17 protein-coding genes are annotated in these 19,257 nt (G+C 74.8%); 11 read left to right on the top strand and 6 right to left on the bottom strand.

Translation table 11 applies throughout. The annotated features are described in order from the left end of the window. The first annotated feature begins 7 nt into the window (after positions 1-7). Both ACFWZ5_RS11325 and ACFWZ5_RS11320 read left to right on the top strand, forming a co-directional pair. Complete coding sequence (locus tag ACFWZ5_RS11325; RefSeq protein ID WP_384796625.1) at positions 8-2,041, top strand: prolyl oligopeptidase family serine peptidase; 2,034 nt, start codon at positions 8-10, stop codon at positions 2,039-2,041. Further along, positions 2,038-2,973 (top strand): LD-carboxypeptidase, encoded by a 936-nt coding sequence (locus ACFWZ5_RS11320; protein ID WP_384796628.1) that lies wholly within the window; start codon positions 2,038-2,040, stop codon positions 2,971-2,973. The genes ACFWZ5_RS11325 and ACFWZ5_RS11320 overlap by 4 nt, the downstream gene beginning before the upstream one ends. A gap of 350 nt (positions 2,974-3,323) precedes the next feature. Here ACFWZ5_RS11320 and ACFWZ5_RS11315 read toward each other — a convergent pair whose 3' ends face one another. After that, entirely contained in the window at positions 3,324-3,932 is a 609-nt protein-coding gene (locus ACFWZ5_RS11315) for a DUF2867 domain-containing protein (protein WP_384796631.1), read from the bottom strand. Between the two features lie 115 nt (positions 3,933-4,047). Here ACFWZ5_RS11315 and ACFWZ5_RS11310 point away from each other — a divergent pair, with 115 nt between their 5' ends. From ACFWZ5_RS11310 to ACFWZ5_RS11285, 6 genes are all read left to right on the top strand, one after another. Continuing rightward, entirely contained in the window at positions 4,048-4,605 is a 558-nt protein-coding gene (locus tag ACFWZ5_RS11310) for a TetR/AcrR family transcriptional regulator (RefSeq protein ID WP_384796634.1), read from the top strand. Positions 4,606-4,751: 146 nt separating this feature from the next. Further along, on the top strand, positions 4,752-6,689 hold the full coding sequence (locus tag ACFWZ5_RS11305) for a CocE/NonD family hydrolase (protein WP_384796637.1): 1,938 nt from the start codon (positions 4,752-4,754) through the stop codon (positions 6,687-6,689). A 91-nt stretch (positions 6,690-6,780) separates the two neighbouring features. Continuing rightward, the gene (locus ACFWZ5_RS11300) at positions 6,781-7,032 is read left to right on the top strand and encodes a DUF1049 domain-containing protein (protein ID WP_384796640.1); all 252 of its coding nucleotides are present in this window, start codon (positions 6,781-6,783) and stop codon (positions 7,030-7,032) included. A 32-nt stretch (positions 7,033-7,064) separates the two neighbouring features. After that, positions 7,065-7,655, top strand: coding sequence for a GNAT family N-acetyltransferase (locus ACFWZ5_RS11295; RefSeq protein ID WP_384796643.1), 591 nt, complete (start codon positions 7,065-7,067; stop codon positions 7,653-7,655). Positions 7,656-7,694: 39 nt separating this feature from the next. Beyond that, positions 7,695-8,591: an arginase family protein gene (locus tag ACFWZ5_RS11290; RefSeq protein WP_384796646.1), complete on the top strand. Its 897-nt coding sequence runs from the start codon at positions 7,695-7,697 to the stop codon at positions 8,589-8,591. A 109-nt stretch (positions 8,592-8,700) separates the two neighbouring features. Continuing rightward, positions 8,701-10,665, top strand: coding sequence for a DUF5107 domain-containing protein (locus tag ACFWZ5_RS11285; protein WP_384796649.1), 1,965 nt, complete (start codon positions 8,701-8,703; stop codon positions 10,663-10,665). Positions 10,666-10,895: 230 nt separating this feature from the next. On the opposite strand, the gene ACFWZ5_RS11280 is transcribed toward ACFWZ5_RS11285, so the two are convergent. Further along, on the bottom strand, positions 10,896-11,249 hold the full coding sequence (locus ACFWZ5_RS11280; protein WP_384804868.1) for a VOC family protein: 354 nt from the start codon (positions 11,247-11,249) through the stop codon (positions 10,896-10,898). Positions 11,250-11,310: 61 nt separating this feature from the next. Then, a complete protein-coding gene (locus ACFWZ5_RS11275; RefSeq protein WP_384804870.1) occupies positions 11,311-11,865 on the bottom strand; it encodes a hemerythrin domain-containing protein in 555 nt (184 codons plus the stop codon). 104 nt (positions 11,866-11,969) lie between these two features. Between ACFWZ5_RS11275 and ACFWZ5_RS11270 the strand changes: the two genes are divergently transcribed. Beyond that, complete coding sequence (locus ACFWZ5_RS11270; protein WP_384804872.1) at positions 11,970-12,488, top strand: hypothetical protein; 519 nt, start codon at positions 11,970-11,972, stop codon at positions 12,486-12,488. 8 nt (positions 12,489-12,496) lie between these two features. Here ACFWZ5_RS11270 and ACFWZ5_RS11265 read toward each other — a convergent pair whose 3' ends face one another. Genes ACFWZ5_RS11265 through ACFWZ5_RS11255 form a run of 3 tightly spaced genes read right to left on the bottom strand, consistent with a single transcriptional unit; the run spans position 12,497 to position 15,251 of the window. Beyond that, positions 12,497-13,087: a hypothetical protein gene (locus ACFWZ5_RS11265; protein WP_384804873.1), complete on the bottom strand. Its 591-nt coding sequence runs from the start codon at positions 13,085-13,087 to the stop codon at positions 12,497-12,499. Between the two features lie 54 nt (positions 13,088-13,141). After that, positions 13,142-14,239: an enolase C-terminal domain-like protein gene (locus ACFWZ5_RS11260; RefSeq protein ID WP_384804875.1), complete on the bottom strand. Its 1,098-nt coding sequence runs from the start codon at positions 14,237-14,239 to the stop codon at positions 13,142-13,144. A 49-nt stretch (positions 14,240-14,288) separates the two neighbouring features. Beyond that, entirely contained in the window at positions 14,289-15,251 is a 963-nt protein-coding gene (locus tag ACFWZ5_RS11255) for a TIGR03557 family F420-dependent LLM class oxidoreductase (protein WP_384804877.1), read from the bottom strand. A gap of 228 nt (positions 15,252-15,479) precedes the next feature. Between ACFWZ5_RS11255 and ACFWZ5_RS11250 the strand changes: the two genes are divergently transcribed. Both ACFWZ5_RS11250 and ACFWZ5_RS11245 read left to right on the top strand, forming a co-directional pair. After that, the gene (locus ACFWZ5_RS11250; RefSeq protein ID WP_384804879.1) at positions 15,480-17,003 is read left to right on the top strand and encodes an NAD(P)/FAD-dependent oxidoreductase; all 1,524 of its coding nucleotides are present in this window, start codon (positions 15,480-15,482) and stop codon (positions 17,001-17,003) included. 7 nt (positions 17,004-17,010) lie between these two features. After that, a complete protein-coding gene (locus ACFWZ5_RS11245; protein ID WP_384804881.1) occupies positions 17,011-18,915 on the top strand; it encodes a transketolase in 1,905 nt (634 codons plus the stop codon). Positions 18,916-19,257: the final 342 nt, after the last annotated feature.

The raw sequence follows: 19,257 nt of genomic DNA, 5'->3' as shown, positions 1-19,257 counted from the left end.
GGGGGAGATGGACGACATGGCGCAGACCAAGCCGTACGGCTCGTGGCTGTCCCCGATCGACGCCGCGCTCGCCGCGGCGAACGACGGCCACCCCGCGTTCGTCGGCTTCGTGGGGGACGAGGCGTGGTGGACGGAGCCACGCCCCCTGGAAGGCGGCCGCCGCGCCCTGGTGCGGCGCCGCGCGGACGGCCGCGAGGACTCGGTGCTGCCCGCCCCGTGGAACGTGCGCAGCCGGGTCATCGAGTACGGCGGCCGGCCCTGGGCCGGGGCCGCGCGCCCGCACGCGGAGGGCGGGCCGCTGCTCGTGTTCGTGAACTTCGCCGACCAGCGCCTGTACGCGTACGAGCCGGACGCCCCCGAGGCCGAGCCGAGACCGCTCACCCCGGTGTCGGGCGTCGGCGGCGGCCTGCGCTGGGCCGACCCGCGGCTGCACCTGGACCGGGGTGAAGTGTGGTGCGTCCTGGAGGAGTTCACCGGCGCTGAGCCCACGGACGTGCGGCGGGTCGTGGTGGCCGTGCCCCTCGACGGCTCGGCCGCCGGCGACCGCGGGCGGGTGCGGGAGCTCTCCGACGGGCGCCACCGGTTCGTCACCGGGCCGCGGCTCTCGCCGGACGGCACCCGTGCCGCGTGGCTCGCCTGGGACCATCCGCGGATGCCCTGGGACGGCACGGAGCTGATGCTCGCCGACGTCCGCGCGGACGGCACGTTCGGTGCCGCGCACCGGTTCGCGGGCGGGCCCGAGGAGTCGATCGCCCAGGTCGAGTGGGCGCCGGACGGGCGCCTGCTGTTCGCGAGCGACCGCACCGACTGGTGGAACCTGTACCGGGCCGACCCGGGCGGGGCGGGCGGCGCGGGCGCCGTCGTCGCGCTCTGTCCGCGCGAGGAGGAGTTCGGCGGGCCGCTGTGGCAGGTCGGCCTCAGCTGGTTCGCGCCGCTGGACAGCGGCCTGATCGCCGTGGTGCACGGCAGCGGCGCCACCGCGCTCGGCATCCTCGACCCGGAGACCGGCGAGGTCGTCGACGCCGCAGGGCCGTGGACGGAGTGGGCGGCGTCCGTCGCCGTCAGCGGCACGCGCGTGGCCGGCATCGCCGCGAGCCCCCGCAGCGCGTACGAAGTCGTGGAGCTGGACACCCGCACCGGCCGCGCCCGCGTGATCGGCGCCGCCCACGACGACCCGGTGGACCCCACGTACTACCCCGAACCGCAGATCCGCGCCTTCCTCGCCCCGGACGGGCACGAGATCCACGCCCACGTCTATCCGCCGCACCACCCCGACCGCATCGCGCCCGCCGACGAGCTGCCGCCGTACGTCGTGTGGGCGCACGGCGGACCCACCTCCCGCGCCCCGCTCGTCCTCGACCTGGCGATCGCCTACTTCACCTCCCGCGGCATCGGCGTGGCCGAGGTCAACTACGGCGGCTCGACGGGGTACGGCCGTGCCTACCGCAACCGGCTGCGCGAGCAGTGGGGCGTCGTCGACGTCGAGGACTGCGTGACCGTGGCGCTCGCGCTCGCCGACGAGGGCACCGCCGACCGGGCGCGGCTCGCGATCCGCGGCGGCAGCGCGGGCGGCTGGACGACCGCGGCCTCCCTGACGACGACCGACGTGTACGCGTGCGGCACGATCATCTATCCCGTCCTCGACCTCACGTCGTGGAACGAGGGCGAGACCCACGACTTCGAGTCGCGCTACCTGGAGACGCTGATCGGTCCTGCCGCCGAGGTGCCGGGCCGGTACGAGGAGCGGTCGCCCACGCGGCACGCCGACCGGATCACGGCGCCGTTCCTGCTGCTCCAGGGCCTCGACGACGTGATCTGTCCGCCCGCGCAGTGCGAGCGGTTCCTGGAGCGGATGGAGGGCGTGGAGGGGGCTCAGCGGCGCGGGGTGCCGCACGCCTACATCGCCTTCGAGGGCGAGGGCCACGGCTTCCGCCGCGCCGACACCATGATCCGGGCCCTCGAAGCGGAACTCTCCCTGTACGCGCAGGTGTTCGGGTTCGCCCCGGCGGGCGGCGTCCCGACGCTGGAGCTCACCAAGTGAGCGGGGCGGTCGAGCCCTTGGTGCGGCCCGCGCGGCTCGCGCCCGGTGCCAAGGTCGCCGTCGTCGCGCCGAGCGGGCCCGTCCCCGCGGACCGCCTCGAAGCGGGCCTCGACATCCTGCGCGGCTGGGACCTGGACCCCGTCGTCGCGCCCCATGTCCTGGACGTCCACCCGCAGTTCGGCTACCTCGCGGGTGCGGACGCGGACCGGGCCAGGGACCTGGAGCGGGCCTGGTGCGATCCGTCGGTGGCGGCGGTCCTCTGCGCGCGCGGCGGGTACGGGGCCGCGCGGATGGCCGACCTCCTCGACTGGGACGCGATGCGCGCGGCGGGGCCCAAGGTGTTCCTGGGGTACAGCGACATCACGACGCTGCACGAGGCGTTCGCGCGGCGCCTCGGGCTCGCGACGCTGCACGGGCCGATGGTGGCGGCGGCCGACTTCCTGAAGAACGCACGGGCGCAGGAGCATCTGCGCGCCACGCTGTTCGCGCCGGAGACGGTGCGGGTCATCGCCTCCGACGGCCGGACGCTGACGGGCGGGCGCGCCCGGGGGGTCACGCTGGGCGGCTGTCTGTCGCTGCTCGCGGCGGACCTCGGCGCCCCGCACGCCCGCACCTGCGCGCGAGGCGGCCTGCTGCTCCTGGAGGACACGGGTGAGGAGGCGTACCGCATCGACCGGTATCTGACGCAACTGGCACGGGCGGGCTGGCTGGACGGCGTGGCCGCGGTGGCGCTCGGGTCCTGGGAGGACTGCGACGCCTACGAAGGCCTGCGGCCGCTGTTCCTCGACCGGCTCGGCGGGCTCGGGGTGCCGATCGTGGAGGAGTTCGGCTTCGGGCACTGCGACGGGGCGCTGACGGTGCCGTTCGGGATCACCGGCGAACTGGACGCGGACGCGGGCACGCTGACGCTCGACGTACCGGCGCTGGCGTAGCCCGCCGCAGCCCCATCCCGCGCCGCCGCCTGCGGCTGCCCACGCCGCCGCCTGCGGCTCGCCCCGTCGCGGCCCAGGTGGCTCGCCCACCCCGTCGTAGCTCACGAGCCTGGTCCCGTCGTGGCCCGTGCGGCTCACGCCTGTCGTGGGTCGCGTGCCTCACCCTGTCGCGGTTTATGCGGGCCGCTCCATCGCCGCCGCGCAGCTCCCCTGCTGTGGCCCATGCGTCTCGCCCTGTGGCGGCCCCACGCGGCGCCCCCGCCGCGGTCCGCGTGTCTCGCCCCGTCGCCGCCCCATGGGGCGCCCCCTCGCCGCAGCCCACGCGGCGCCCCCGCCTCACCCCACCCGCCTCACCCCGCCGCAGCCCGCGCGGCCGCGCCCTCCCGCCACTCCCGTCCGATCTGCCGCAGGAACGCCGGATACACGCCCAGGTAGCGGAACGGCTTGATGGCGAGGAGGTAGAGGGAGCCGAGGCGGCCGTTCGGCTTCACCAGGACGGTCATCCGGCCGCGGTGGCCGCCGGTGCCGTCCGGGACCCAGCCGATGTGCATGGCCATGTGCACGGTCCTGTTGGCGCTCTCGGCCAGCCACTCGTCGTGCGTCCGGTAGACGGAGGTGAACGGGACCGCGCGCAGGTCGGGCCCGCGGGTCCCGTCGCGCAGGTCCGCGGGCAGCCGGTCCCGCAGCGTCGGCACGCGAGCGCCGACGCTCGCCTCCGGCCGGTCCCAGCCGAGCAGCGCCCCGAGCTTCCAGCGCGCCTTGAAGAGCAGGCGGGGGACGGTGCCGGAGATGGGCGCGCCCTCCTCGGGGGCGTCGCCCGCGAACTGCCGCACCAGGTGGGTGAGGTCGTCGGGGCCGCCAGGCGTCGGCAGGTCCCAGACGTCCTCGGCGCGGAAGTCGCCCGCGATCTCGTGGCTCCGCCAGGGAAGGGAGGTGTACGCGGTTCGGGGAAGTCGCATGCGGTGGCCCCTCTCGTTACGATCTCCGGGATCTATACGATGCCGTATAGATCAAGCTAGCAGGATCTGTACGGTGGCGTATAGACCGGGTGAGAGACGTGAGGGGAGACACGCCATGGGCGCGATCCGCACGCCGCGGGGCAAGTGGATCGAGGAGGGGCTGCGGGCACTGGCCGCCGGGGGACCGGAGGCCGTCCGGATCGAGCCGCTCGCGCAGGCGCTCGGCGTCAGCAAGGGCGGCTTCTACGGGTACTTCCGCAACCGCGACGCCCTGCTCACCGAGATGCTCGACACCTGGGAGCACGAGGCCGCCGAGGCGGTGATCGAGCAGGTCGAGGGCGGCGGGGGTGACGCCAGGGACAGGCTGCGGAGACTGTTCGACATCGCCGAGTCCAGCGAGGGACCGGTGTCGGGCGTCGTGGCCGAGCTGGCGATCCGGGACTGGGCGCGGCGCGACGAGGCGGTTGCGCGACGCCTGCGGCGGGTCGACAACCGGCGCATGGAGTATCTGCGTTCGCTGTTCGGCGCGTTCTGCGCCGACGAGGACGACGTCGAGGCCCGCTGCCTCATCACCTTCTCGCTGCGGATCGGCGAACACTTCATCGCGGCCGACCACGGCGGCCGCAGCCGCGCGGAGGTGACGGCGCTGACCACGGAGTGGCTGCTGCGGTAGCCGTACGGGGCGGCACCCGCCGTACGCCGCGCCGCTGTCGCCCCGCGGTGACGGCCCGAACTGAAGTGCCGTCATAAAACTAGCGGCACGGGCGTTGACCCTGCCCGCCACGCGTCCCAGCATGAGCGCGATCCGGTGCATACCGGATGGTTTTGGCCGCCCTCAGCGTGGAGGTCCCCGTGTCCCGTCGTACCGCGCCGCCGCCCCGCCGCGTCGCACCGAGGTCCCGGGCCTCGCTCGCCCTCGCCTGTGCCACCGCGCTCGCCGCGTCCCTGCTGGTCGCGGCGCCCGCGGCCGGGGGCACCGCGCGGGGCGAAGGCGGGGCGGGCACGGAGCGGTTCACCGTCACCCCGCTGACGTTCACGGTCGAGGCGGGCGGCCGCACCTGTGCCGTCGACGCCGACCTGTACCGGCCCGCGGGCGTCGACCGCGCGCACCCCGCGCCCGCCGTGCTCACGACCAACGGCTTCGGCGGCAGCAAGACGGAGGCGTCGACCGCCGCCATCGGCAAGGGGTTCGCCGAGCGCGGCTACGTGGGGCTCGTCTACTCCGGGCTCGGGTTCGGCAGGTCCGGGTGTCTGATCTCGCTCGACGACCCGGGGATCGACGGCAGGGCGGCCTCGGCCCTGATCGACTTCCTCGCCGGTGAACGGGCCGCCGACGACGGGACCGTGGTCGACTTCGTCACCAAGGACGACGTGACCAAGGACGACGTGACCAGGAACGGCGTAACGAAGGGCGGCGTGGCCAGGAGCGGCGGGGCCGATCCGCGCGTGGGCATGATCGGCGGCTCCTACGGCGGCGCGATCCAGCTGGCCACCGCGTCCCGGGACCACCGCGTCGACGCGCTCGTCCCGCTGATCACCTGGAACGACCTGGCGTACTCGCTCGCCCCGAACAACGCCGTCGACCGCACGGCCCGGGGCCGCGAGGTGCCGGGCGCCGCCAAGTGGCAGTGGATGAACGGCTTCTACCTCACCGGCGAGGGCCAGCCGGTGCTCGTCCCGAACCTCGACCCGTCCCGCGTCAACTCCCTCGACTGCCTGCACTTCGTCACCCGGGCCTGCGAGACCATCCGCACCCTGAACTCCGGCGGCTACCCGGCGGAGAAGACGCGCCGGCTCCTCGCCTTCACGCGCAGCGTGTCCCCCGTGTCGTACCTGCCGAAGGTCAAGGCGCCCACGCTGCTCGTCCAGGGCCAGGCCGACACGCTCTTCAACCTCAACGAGGCCGAGGCGACGTACCGGGCGCTCAAGCGGCACGGCACCACCGCGAAGATGATCTGGCAGTCCTGGGGCCACAGCGGCGGCACGAACGCCCCGGCGGCCGGCGAGCTCGACCTCCTCAAGGGGAACTGGGAGTCGAGCTACGTGGGCCGCCGCGTCCTCGCCTGGTTCGACCGCTATCTGCGGCACGACAAGAGGGCCGGCACCGGACCCGGCTTCGCCTACTACCGCGACTGGATCGGCGACCCGGACCGCACGTACGCCACCGCGCGGGACGTGCCGCCGCTCAGCCGGACGCTGTATCTGTCCGGCGGCGGCAAGCTCGTCGACGACCGCGCCGACGTCACGCGCGGACGCCGCACCTACCGCAACTGGACGGTGCCCACCAGCCATTCGGAGAGCGCGGTCGCCGCACAGACCGGACAGCCCGACCCGGCCCCCTACGACCTCAAGGGCACCCACCTCGCCTGGACCACCGCACCGCTCGACCGCGCCGTCGACGTCGTGGGCGCGCCCGAGGCGACGCTCGAGGTCGCGTCGCCCCTGACCGAGCGGACGCAGCGCTCCGCCGACGCCGCCGACAAGCTGGTGCTCTTCGCGAAGCTGTACGACGTCGCGCCCGACGGGACCAAGGTCCTGGTGCACCGCCTGGTGGCGCCGGTGCGGGTGCCGGACGTGACCCGGCCCTTCAGGGTGACGCTGCCCGGGATCGTGCACCGGTACGGGAAGGGGCACCGCATCCGGTTCGTGATCGCGGCGAGCGACGGGGCGTACGGCGGGAACCGGGGCGTGAAGCCGGTGACGGTGACGCACGCGCCCGGGGACACGGGAACGCTCCGGCTCCCGGTGGCTCCCTAGAGCCGACGGGCCACCCCCTGGTCACCCGTATGGCCCACCCCGGCACCGCCCCCACCGCGCGCTCGTGCGCGGGGCCGCCCATCCTGGAGCCATGAGCCCCAATACCTCCCAAGGCGGCTCCAAGAGCCCCTCGAAGGGCGGCCTGGGCGAGCTGATGACGCCCGGCAGGGTGACCGTCGCCGTCATCGCCCTGCTCGCGCTGATCTTCATCTTCGAGAACACCAGGAACACCAAGATCCGGCTCCTGATCCCCGAAGTGTCCATGCCGCTGTGGATGGCCCTGCTCGGGACCGGCCTGATCGGCGCGCTGTGCGGCTGGTACTTCGCCCGGCGGCGCGGCTGAGCGCACGGACCGGGGCCGGGTAGCGTGGACGGATGTCCGACACCAGACCCGCCTGTCTGTCCGTGGGCCCCCGCGTGGGCATACGTCCCTTCACGCTCGCCGACGGCGCCGAGTTCACGGCGCGGGCCCGTCAGAGCCGGGAGCTGCACCGGCCCTGGCTCTTCCCGCCGACGACGGCCGAGGCCTACGCCGCGTACGCGGGGGCGCTCATCGAGGACCGGGCCAGGGCCGGATTCCTCGTGTGCGAGCGCGACTCGGGCGGCATCGCCGGGTTCATCAACATCAACAACATCGTCGAGGGCGGCTTCCGCTGCGGGGCGCTCGGCTACGGGGCGTTCGCGCACGCCGCCGGGCGCGGGCTCATGGGGGAGGCGCTCGGGCTCGTCGTGGCGCACGCGTTCGGCGCACTGCGCCTGCACCGCCTGGAGATCAACGTCCAGCCGGGCAACGCCGCGTCGATCGCGCTCGCCCGGCACGCGGGCTTCCGGCTTGAGGGGTTCTCGCCGGACTTCCTGTTCGTCGACGGCGCGTGGCGCGACCACCAACGATGGGCCCGCACCGCCGAGATGGGGACCCCGGCGCGCCCCGCGGCCCGGGGGACGACCGTGGCGCCTTCCGGCTGACCCTTGAAGGGGCCCGCGTACGTCGCGGAGGATGGCCGCATGCGCACTATCGTGGTCATCGACGCCCCCTCCAACCTGGGCCTGCGCCCGCCCGCGCCGGGCACCGTACCCGGCTGCTACAAACTCGCGGGAGCGCTGCGGGAGCGGGGCATCCTGCGCCGTCTGAACGCCGTCGAGGGCGGCGTCGTCGTGCCCCCGCGCTACGACCGCGGCGACTGGCAGGAGGGCGACGGCGTCTTCAACGCGGCCGCCATCGCCGCCTACACGCCGAAGCTCGCCGACCGCATCGAGCACCATGTGCGCGCCGGTGACCTGCCCGTCGTCCTCGGCGGCGACTGCTCCATCCAGCTCGGCGCCTCGCTCGCCCTGCGCCGCATAGGCCGGTACGGGCTCGCCGCGATCGACGCGTCCGCGGACTTCCGCCACCCCGGCAACTCCGACCGCATCGGCGCCGCGGGCGGCGAGGAGCTGGCGCTCGGGACCGGCCGCGGCCAGGACGACCTCACCGACATCGAAGGCCTGCGGCCCTATCTGCGGGACGAGGACGTGCGGCTCTTCGGGATGCGGGACGGCGACGAGGACCGCGAGGAGCTCGCCGGTCTGAAGATCCCCACCGTCACCGTGGGCGAGCTGCGGCAGTGGGGCGCCGACGACGTGGCCCGCTCCTCCCTCGCGAGCCTGGAGCACGCGGCCCTCGACGGCTTCTGGGTGCACCTCGACGCCGACGTGCTCGACCCGGACGTGATGCCCGCCGTCGACAGCCCCGACCCCGACGGCCTGCACCCCGACGAACTCCTCGCGCTGCTGCGCCCGTTGGTGCGCTCACCGCGCTGCGTCGGCCTGAACGTCACGATCTACGACCCCGACCTCGACCCGGAGGGCACGGCGGGCGACGTGCTCGCCGACGTCGTGGCGGCCGCCTTCGGCCGGTCCTGACGCGCCAGGACCTGGCCGGGGCGGCGCCGAGGGTGTTCCATGGTCATCGGGACACGCCGACCGGACGCTCGCGACACGTCGAGCACCGGCGGGAACAGGGAGGGCACCCTTGGCGACCACCGTGCGACGTGACGTACTGACGCTGCCCGCGGCCGCGTTGGGCCCCGACAACCCGCTGCCGCCGCTGCACCCGCCCGCCCGGGCGCACACGGTCGACGACCGGGCCAGGCAGGGGATGCCGCGCGACATGGCGCGGCAGCTCGCCTACGAGCCACTGCGCTCGCTCCTTCCCGTGCGCCTGCGCGACGGGTACGGCCGCGAGCGGGCACCGGCGTCGTTCGACACCATCGTCATCGAGAACGAGCGGCTGCGCGCCACCGTGCTCCCCGGCCTCGGCGGCCGCGTCCACTCGCTGTTCCACAAGCCGGGCGGGCGCGAACTGCTCTACCGCAACCCCGTGTTCCAGCCTGCGGCCTTCGCCCTGAACGGCGCCTGGTACTCCGGCGGCATCGAGTGGAACATCGGCGCCACCGGCCACACCGCGCTGTCCTGCGCGCCTCTGCACGCGGCCGTGGTGACCGCGCCCGACGGCGGCCCGATGGTCCGCCTGTGGGAGTGGGAGCGGCTGCGGGACGTGCCCTTCCAGGTCGACCTGTGGCTGCCGGACGGCTCCGACTTCCTGCACGTCGGCGTGCGCGTCCGCAATCCGCACGAGCGGCCCGTCCCCCTCTACTGGTGGTCCAACACCGCGGTGCCGGAGGACCGCAGGGTGCTCGCTCCCGCCGACGAGGCCTGGCACCGCGACTACGCGCGCAGGCTCACCCGCGTCCCGGTCCCCGACTCCGGCGGCGCGGACCGCACGTACCCGCGCAACAGCGCGCACGCCGCGGACTACTTCTACGACGTGCCGGACGGCACCCGGCGCTGGATCGCCGCGCTCGACGCCGACGGGCACGGGCTCGCGCAGACGTCCACGGACCTGCTGCGCGGCCGCAAGCTCTTCACCTGGGGATCCGGCACCGGCGGGCGGCGCTGGCAGGAGTGGCTGACCGAGCCGGGAACCGGCGGATACGCGGAGATCCAGGCCGGCCTCGCCCGCACCCAGCTGGAGCACGTGCGCCTCGACGCGGAGAGCGAGGTGGCGTGGCTGGAGTCCTACGGCCCGCTGTCCGCGCCCGCCGGCGTGGTGCACGGGGCCGACTGGGCGGCGGCGCGGGCGGGCACGGAGGCGGCGCTCGCCGCGGCGCTGCCCGCCGCCGAGGTCCGCGCCCTGTACGACAGGTGGCGGCCGTACGCCGACGCCGAGCCCGGCGAGACGCTCGCCACCGGCTCCGGCTGGGGCGCCCTCGAAGTCCTGCGCGCCCAGTACAAGCTGCCGGGCACGCCCTTCGACGAGGCCACGCTCGGGCCCGAGCAGGAGCCGTGGCGCGAACTGCTGCGGTCCGGGGCCGTGCCGGAGCCGCGCCGCGTGGGGCCGCCCGGGCCGACGCTCGTCGCCCCGCACTGGCGGGACATGCTGGAGACCGCGCCCGCACGGCCGCACGCCGAGTACCACCTCGGCGTCGCCCAGTGGCACGCGGGCGACCGCGCACAGGCGGTGCGCAGCTGGGAGCGCGGCCTCGAACTCGCCCCGTCCCGGTGGCCGTTCCTGCGCTGCCTCGCGGTCGCCGACCAGGAGGCCGGGCACGTCGAGCGCGCCGCGGACCGCTACGCGGAGGCCTTCGACGACCTGTGCGCGGAGCGGCGCGACGACGGCGCGGTGTGGACGTCGGTGACGGCGGCGCTCGGCCGCGAGGCGCTCGGCGCGCTGCTCGCCGTGGGGCGCCCCGCCGAGGCGCGGGCGGTCTGGGACCGGGTGCACGCCCCCACGCGCGGCACGGGCCGCTTCCGCCTCCTTGAGGCCCGGCTGCTCCTCGCGGAGGGCGACACGGCCGGCGCGCGCGCCGTCTTCGACGAGGGCTTCGAGGTGGCGGACCTGCGGGAGGCGGACGAGGTCCTGGAGGAGGTGTGGGCGCTGGTGACGGGCGGCACGGAGCCGCTGCCGCGGGCCTACGACTTCCGGATGCGGCCGTAGCCCCCGGGTCGGGCGGGGAGCCTCGGCTAGGGCCTGTCCGATGGGTCGGCGTGGTGCAAGGAGCGGCGTCAGGGGGGTACCTCCCTGTTCGAGCGAAGCCGAGAACTTGGGGGAGCGTGCGATCGCAAGGCGCCGGAAGGTCCTCGTAGCGGAGCTACTAGGGCCTTTCGGCAACGCGGCGAGCGTGCGTGCCAGACGCCGCGACGCCGCGCCGACCCATCGGACAGGCCCTAGTGCGACGCGTTCCGGTCGACGTACTCGAAGACCGTGCCGTCCGGGTGCATCGCGATCAGGTTGCGGCCCGCCGGAGTGGGGACCGGGCCCGCGATGATGTGGGCGCCGGCCGCCGTCAGCGTCGTGTGGGCCGCGTCGACGTCCTTGACGGCGATGGTCGCGGTGACCTTGCGGAGCACGTCCAGTTCGTGCTCGGGGCCGCTCATCAGGAGGAAGCACCCGACCGAGGCGACGGAGACGCCGCCCCGCTCGAAGCGCATCGCTGTGCTGCCCGTCAGCCGCTCGTAGAAGACGACGGACGCCTCCAGGTCCTTGACGCAGACACGCAGCACGGTTCCCAGGATTTCCATACGAACGAGCCTAGTTGGCCCCGCCCGGGAACGAGATCCTTTCGGCCGACCTCGGGCGGCCTCACGCCCCGCCGGTGGCCTTGCGGATCGCGTCGCGCGTGCGGTCCACGATCGAGGCGAGGGGCCCCACGGCGACGTTCTTGAGCGCGCTGTCCGTGCCGGGGTGCGGACGCGTCGGCGCCACCGCCTCCGCGGCGCGCACCGCCGTGGCCATGACCTCCAGCTTGCTCCGGTCGGCGATCCGGTGGAAGTGGGCGAACTCGTGGCGCTCCTCGGCGTCGGCGTGCGCGAGCACGTCCTGCCGCAGCGCCGCGAACTGGTCGAGGAACTCGGGGGAGTCCGGATCCAGCTCCTGAAGGCGCGTCAGGGCCTTCTTGGCCTGCTCCTCCTCCTTGACGCGGTCGGCGACGAGCAGTTCGCCGCCGTCGATGTTCTTGCGGGCGAAGGGGTGGACGACCTCTTCCTCGGCGGTCTCGTGCACCGCGAGGAGCCGGACGAGGCTCTGGAAGCTCTCCTTGCGCTCCTCGCCCTTGGTGGCCGTCACCTGGTCGAGCAGATCGCGAATCGCCCGGTGCTGCTCCTTCAGCAGCTCCACGACGTCGTTGCGCTCGGTCATCCCTGTCCTTCCTCTCGGGCCCCGCGGGCCCATCGGGTGCGGAGCCGGCCGGGTACCCGGGGCGGCGGCTGTTACGCGCCGTGCACCGGGGGTACCCGGCCGCCATGACTGCTTCGGACCATCCTTCGGAACACCTGTCGCACCGGACCGCGCAGCAGACCGCGCAGCGGGCCGTGCCTGAGCAGGGCAAGGGTGCCCCGGTCCCCGACTCGGCCCTGGGTACCGCCCTGTCGCAGGTCGTCCACGACGCGGTGCGCGTGTCCCTCCGGGAGGCGCTGCACGCCGAACTCCGGGAGAGCCTCGCCGAGGCGGCGCGGAGCCGGCGCCGCAAGGCCTCGCTGTACGCGGCGACCGCCGCCGTCGGCCTGTACGCGGGCGCCGCCGCGGCGCTCACCCTCGGCCTCGTCATCGCCCTCGGCCTGTCCGCCTGGGCGGCCGCACTGATCGTCACCGTGCTGCTCACGGTCACCGCCGTGGTCCTGCGCAACGCGGCCAGGACCGGCTCGCGCCGGACCGGTGCGCGGCGTGACCCCGCGCTGCCCCCGCAGCCCGCGACCCCGCCCCCCGGTACCGCCGACTTCCCGTCCGTCCCGCCCGACGGGAAGTCGGCGCGGGCACGGTGAGCGAGGGCCTACCGGCCCCAGCCCGTCGCCCGTAGCACCGCCGCGGCCACCTCGCCCACCGTGCGGTCGTCCGTGGGGACGCGGTGCGTGTCCTCGGGGACCCGGGCGTCCAGGTGCCGTGCCATGTACGCGCTGCGGCGTAGCTGTTGAGCGAGCTCCGAGCCCAGTTCCCGGCCCTTCAGGCGCTGTTCGACCGTGGCGTCCGTCGCCGTGAGCAGAACGCGGATCAGGCGCGGGGCGCCGTGGGCCGCGGAGCCGAGGGCCTCCGTGAAGATCCACTCCTCGCTGCCCAGGACGCTCGCTGTGTTCGGGTAGATCAGGCGGCGGCAGCCCAGGTCCGCGTAGTTCGCCCACAGCGCGGCCAGGTTGCGGGTCGTGAGGCGGGAGCGGTCCGGGTCGTCCGGCGGCGTGGGGTGGACCGTGTCGAGGAGATCACCCTCGATCAGGGCGTGCCCGAGGTCGGCGGCCCGCAGCCGCGCCGCGACCTCCCAGCCCACCGAGGACTTGCCGACGCCCGAACGGCCGCCGATGAGCAGTACTTCGGGTACGTCGGGTACATCGGGTACTTCTACATCGGGTACTTCCGGAGTCGAGTGCATGACCGCGAGCCTGGCAAAGAGGGTCTTTCGCACGCCACGCGATATTCCCCGCCCTCACGCCACCCTGTACTCCTCCGCCTCATGCGTCCGCAGCGCGAGCCCGTGCCCCGTCCCGCTGTCGGGGCGCACCGTGCCGCCGGTCGGGTCGAGGGCGCCGTCGAAGAACATCGACTCGATGCGTACGTGGTCGTGGAACCACTCGATGTGCCGCAGGTTCGGCACGCACGCCGCGGCTGCCGCGTGCGCGTGCGGGGCGCCGTGTGCCGACACCTCCAGGCCGTGGGCCTGGGCGAGCGCGGCGGCGCGCAGCCACTCGGTGAGGCCGCCGCAGCGCGTCGCGTCGACCTGGAGGCAGTCGACGGCAGGCACCATGCGGGCGAAGTACGGCAGGTCGTAGCCGTACTCGCCCGCGGCGACGTCGCACACGAGCGCGTCCCGCACCAGGGCGAGGCCCCGCAGGTCGTCCGACGACACCGGCTCCTCGAACCAGCCCACGCCGTGCTCGGCGAGCACCCGGCCCACGCGGACCGCCTGCTTGCGCGTGTAGCCGCCGTTCGCGTCGACGTACAGCTCGGCCTTCTTGCCGATGACCTGGCGCGCCGTGCGGACCCGCGCCACGTCGCGGGAGACCGCGCGGCCCCAGCTCTCCCCGATCTTGATCTTCACGCGAGGGATGCGCTGGCCGTGCACCCAGCCGTTCAGCTGGGCCGCGAGGTGCGTGTCGTGGTACGTGGTGAAGCCGCCGCTCCCGTAGACCGGGACCTCGTCGCGGGCGGCGCCGAGGAGACGTACCAGCGGTACCTCCAGGAGCCGCGCCTTCAGGTCCCACAGGGCGATGTCGACCGCCGAGATCGCGCACGAGGCGAGGCCGGGGCGGCCCGCGTTGCGCACGGCCTTGACCATCGCGTCGTGCGCCGCGGGGATGTCCAGGGCGTCCCGGCCCGTGAGCACCGGCGTGAGCTGTTCGCGCACCACGTCGACCGCGGCGGCGGGCGCGTAGGTCCAGCCCGTGCCGGTGGCGTCGGCCGCCGTGATCTCCACGACGACGACGGTCGTGGTGTCCCAGGCGGCCGTGCCGTCCGCCTCGGGCGCGTCGGCGGGGACCGTGTACGCCGACACGGCGGGCGTCTCCAGACACACCGCGTCCTTCATGGCCAGGCCTCCCTCATGGCTCGCCCGCGGCCCCCGCCGCGCCGCCGCGTCACGCCTCGCCCCGCAGCCGCGGCAGCACCTTCGTGCGGTAGAAGTCGAAGAAGCCCCGCTGGTCGGGGCCGATCTGGCCGACGTACACGCGGTCGAACCCGGCGTCGGCGAACGCCCGCAGGGCCGCCGCGTGCTCGTCCGGGTCGTCGCCGCAGGGGAACGCGTCCGCGGCCGTCGCGTCGCCGACGAGCGGCGCCAGCTGCTCGAAGTGGTGCGGCGACGGCAGGATCTGGGCCGTCTCGCCGGGCAGCAGCTGGCTGCCCCACAGCGCGTTGGCCCGGCGCGCCGCCGCGTCGCGGTCCTGCCCGTACGCCACCTTCAGGCCGCCGCTGACCAGCTTCCCGCCCCCGCCGCCCTTGCGGTAGCGCGTCACGAGGGACGCGTCGGGCGTCATCGTGATGTAGCCGTCGCCGACGCGGGCCGCGAGCGCCGTCGACTGCGGCCCGAAGCCGGAGATGTCGACGGGCACCGGGGCGTCCGGCACGGTGTAGAGGCGGGCGTTCTCCACGGTGTAGTGCGTGCCCCGGTGGCTGGTCTCCTCGCCCGTGAGGAGGTGCCGCATCACCTGGACCGCCTCCTCCAGCATCTCCAGGCGCACGTGCGCGGGCGGCCAGGGCCCGCCCAGGATGTGCTCGTTGAGTGCCTCGCCGCTGCCGACGCCGAGCCGGAAGCGGCCGCCGGTCATCACCGCGGTGGTCGCGGCGGCCTGCGCGACGACCGCCGGGTGCGTCCGCACGGTCGGGCAGGTGACCGCCGTCCCCAGCGGCAGCGACACCGCTTCGGCGAGCGCGCCGAGCACGGACCAGACGAACGGGGACTGGCCCTGCGCCCCGTTCCACGGGTGGTAGTGGTCGGAGATCCACAGGGCGTCGAACCCGGCCTGTTCGGCCATGCGGGCCTGGTCGAGGAGGTCGGCGGGGGTGAACTCCTCGGTCGCGAGGAAGTATCCGTACTCGGGCATGGGCACGCCTTTCGCTCCGGGGCGTCGCTCGGCGCAGGGGGTGCGCCGCCGGGACCCGCTGCCGGGCCCCGGCGGCGCTGAGGGCGGTACACGCCGGGTAACCCGCACACCGGGCACCAAACGGGCCGCGCGTTTCACCCGGCCGGTCACGGGCACGCGGGAGGTCCGCGCCGGACCACGGCGGACCGCAGGCACTCAGAGGCACCCACCGGCACCCGGAGGCACACTGTGAGCCGAACCCCCAACCGACCCCACGTCGTGATCGTCGGTGCCGGCTTCGCCGGCTTCCAGACCGCCCGCACCCTGTCGCGCCGCGTCCGGCACCGGGCCGACGTCACCCTGCTCAACCCGACCGACTACTTCCTCTACCTGCCGCTGCTCCCGCAGGTCGCCGCGGGCGTCCTCGAACCCCGCCGCGTCACCGTCTCGCTCGCGGGCGCGCTGCGGCACGTACGCCTCGTGCTCGGCGAGGCCGACGGCATCGACCTGGAGCGGCGCGCCGTGCGCTACGCCGGGCCCGAGGGCGAGCGCGGCGAACTGCGCTACGACCGCCTCGTGCTGTGCGTCGGCAGCGTCAACAAGCTCCTGCCGGTGCCCGGCGTCGCCGAGCACGCGCACGGCTTCCGCGGCATCCCCGAGGCGCTCTACCTGCGCGACCACGTGACGCGGCAGATCGAGCTCGCCGCCGCCGCGCCCGACGCGTGGACCTGCCGGGCGCGCTGCACGTTCGTCGTCGTCGGCGCCGGGTACACCGGCGTCGAGGTCGCCGCGCACGGCCAGCTGTTCACCAAGTCCCTGGTCCGCCACCAGCCGCTGAGGTCCGGCATCGAACCCCGCTGGCTGCTCCTCGACATCGCCCCCCGCGTCCTGCCGGAGCTCGACCGGCGCCTCTCCGCGACCGCGGACCGCGTGCTGCGCTCCCGCGGGGTCGAGGTGCGCACCGGGACGTCCGTGAAGGAGGCCACGCCCGACGGCGCGCTGCTCGACGACGGCGACACGGTGCCCACGCGCACCCTGGTGTGGTGCGTGGGCGTGCGGCCCGACCCGCTGGTCGACGGGATCGGCAGGCCGCTGGAGCGCGGCCGCCTCGTCGTCGACCCGTTCCTCAACGTGCCGGGCCATCCGGAGGTGTTCGCGTGCGGGGACGCGGCCGCCGTGCCCGACCTCGCCGAGCCCGGCCGGTACACCGCGATGACCGCCCAGCACGCCTGGCGCCAGGGCAAGGTGGCCGGGCAGAACGTCGCCGCGTCGCTCGGCGTCGGCAAGCGCCGCTCCTACCGCCACCACGACCTCGGCTTCACCGTCGACCTGGGCGGCGCCAAGGCCGCCGCCAACCCCCTCGGCGTACCGCTGTCCGGGCCGCTCGCCGGTGCCGTCACCCGCGGCTACCACCTGGCCGCGATGCCCGGCAACCGCGTCCGGGTCGCCGCCGACTGGCTGCTCGACGCGGTCCTGCCCCGCCAGGGCGTCCAACTGGGCCTCGTCCGCTCGTGGTCGGTGCCGCTCGACACGTCGTCGCCGGAGCTGGCACGCGTACCGGGCGCACCGCGGGCGCCGTCCGGGGACGCCGGTCATGCGCTGTCCGAGGGCGCCGGTCATGCGCCGTCCGAGGGCGCCGGTCACGACACGGCTGCCCACCACGGCACCAGCGACGACGCCAGCGACGACGCCAGTGGGGCCGCGGACCGCCCGGCGACCGCCGCCCGTCCGTACCGCCCCGACCACCCCCACCAGGCGAAGCCGGAGGAGTGATCTGACCATGCCGGACACCACCCCACACAGCGACAGCAGCAGCGGCAGCGGTAGCGGCGGCGGCAACGGAGGCCGGAGTCAGCTGCCCGCGCTCGCCGCGCAGTTGCGGGTCGACTCCGTGCGCGCGGCGGCCGCCGCCGGATCCGGGCACCCGACCTCGTCCCTCTCCGCGGCCGACCTGATGGCCGTCCTTCTGGCCCGCCACCTCCAGTACGACTTCGCCCGGCCCGACCACCCGGGCAACGACCGGTTCATCCTCTCCAAAGGGCACGCCTCGCCGCTGCTGTACGCCGCGTACAAGGCCGCGGGCGCTGTCGACGACGAGGAGCTCCTGACCTTCCGCACGCAGGGCAGCCGCCTCGAAGGGCATCCCACGCCGCGCCGCCTGCCCTGGGTGGAGGCTGCCACCGGTTCGCTCGGGCAGGGCCTGGCCGTCGGCGTCGGCATGGCGCTGTCCGGCAAGCGGCTCGACCGGATCCCGTACCGCGTCTGGGTGCTGTGCGGCGACAGCGAACTCGCCGAGGGCGCGGTCTGGGAGGCCGCCGAGCACGCCGCGTACGAGCGCCTCGACAACCTCACCGCGCTCGTCGACGTGAACCGGCTCGGCCAGCGCGGCCCGACCCGGCACGAGTGGCACCTGGACGCCTACCGGCGCCGTTTCGCCGCGTTCGGCTGGCACGTCGTCGAGGTCGACGGGCACGACACCGACGCCGTCGACCGCGCCCTGCACGAGGCGCGCTCCACGCTCGGCCAGCCCACCGTGGTGCTCGCCCGCACCGTCAAGGGCAAGGGCGTCGCGGCCGCGGAGGACCGCGAGGGCCTGCACGGCAAGCCGCTCGCGGACCCCGAAGTGGCCGTCGCGGAGCTCGGCGGGGTCGGCCGGGCGCGCGTGCAGGTCCAGGTGCCCCCGGCCGCCCGCGTGCTGCGGGCGACCCGCAGCGGCCACCTCGACCTGCCGCGCTACGACCAGGGCACCGAGGTCGCGACGCGCGACGCCTACGGCCGGGCGCTCACGGCGCTCGGCACCTCGCGCGGCGACATCGTCGCCCTTGACGGCGAGGTGAGCGACTCCACGCGCGCCGAGTACTTCGCGAAGGAACACCCGGAGCGGTACTTCGAGGCCTACGTCGCCGAACAGCAGCTCGTCGCGGCGGCCGTGGGCCTCGCGCGCCGCGGCTGGGTGCCGTACGCGTCGACGTTCGCCGCGTTCCTCACCCGCGCCCACGACTTCGTGCGCATGGCGGCGATCGGCGGCGCGGGCGTCAACCTCGTCGGCTCGCACGCGGGCGTCGCCATCGGCCAGGACGGCCCGTCCCAGATGGGCCTGGAGGACCTGGCCCTGTTCCGTTCCGTGTACGGATCGACCGTCCTGTACCCGTGCGACGCCAACCAGACGGCGCGGCTCGTCGCCGCCATGGCCGACCTCGACGGCGTGCGCTATCTGCGGACGACGCGCGGTGGCACGCCCGTCCTCTACGGCCCCGACGAGGAGTTCCCCGTCGGCGGCGCCAAGGTGCTGCGGCGGTCCGACGCCGACCGGCTCACGCTCGTCGGCGCCGGGGTGACCGTCCACGAGGCCCTGGCCGCCGCCGAGTCCCTCGCCCGGGCCGGGATCCCGGTGCGCGTCGTCGACCTGTACTCCGTCAAGCCCGTCGACCGGCAGACGCTGCGCGACTGCGCCGACCGAACGGGCTGTCTGCTCACCGTCGAGGACCACCGCGTCGAGGGCGGTCTCGGCGACGCCGTCCTCGACGCCTTCAGCGACGGCGGCCCCGTGCCGCGCCTGGTGCGGCTCGCCGTGACCGCGATGCCCGGCTCGGCCTCGCCCGCCGAGCAGCTGCGGGCCGCGGGGATCGACGCGGAGTCGATCGCGGCGGCGGTGCGGCTCCTCGTGGAGCACGTGGTGCGGTGACGATGCGGTGACGGGCGGCGGGTCATCGTGGTGCGAGCGGACCTCGCACGGTCCGCCGCGGCGCTCCGGGACCGGAGGGGGACGGTCACGTCAGCGTGAACACTGCCGCCGGCGCCGCGGGTCGCGGCGCGAGCCGCCGACAGGGCACCGAGTGTGCGCCCGAACCCCCGCCCGACCAGCGTGCGGTGGAACTCCCGGCGTCGCGGTGGAGCGGCCGCCGAACGTGGTGGCTGCGGACCCCGCGCCGTCGGTGAAACCGGATTCGGGCGTGGGCGCCATGTGCGGTGCCCTGTATGGACGTTCCCCCACCCACCCGCCCTTTCCTGGGGCTCCGCCCCAGAC

Source organism: Streptomyces sp. NPDC059003, from assembly GCF_042740445.1.
Classification (GTDB): Bacteria; Actinomycetota; Actinomycetes; order Streptomycetales; family Streptomycetaceae; genus Streptomyces.
The sequence above is the reverse complement of the archived record's forward strand: the minus strand, read 5'-3'. Positions and strand labels throughout refer to the sequence as shown.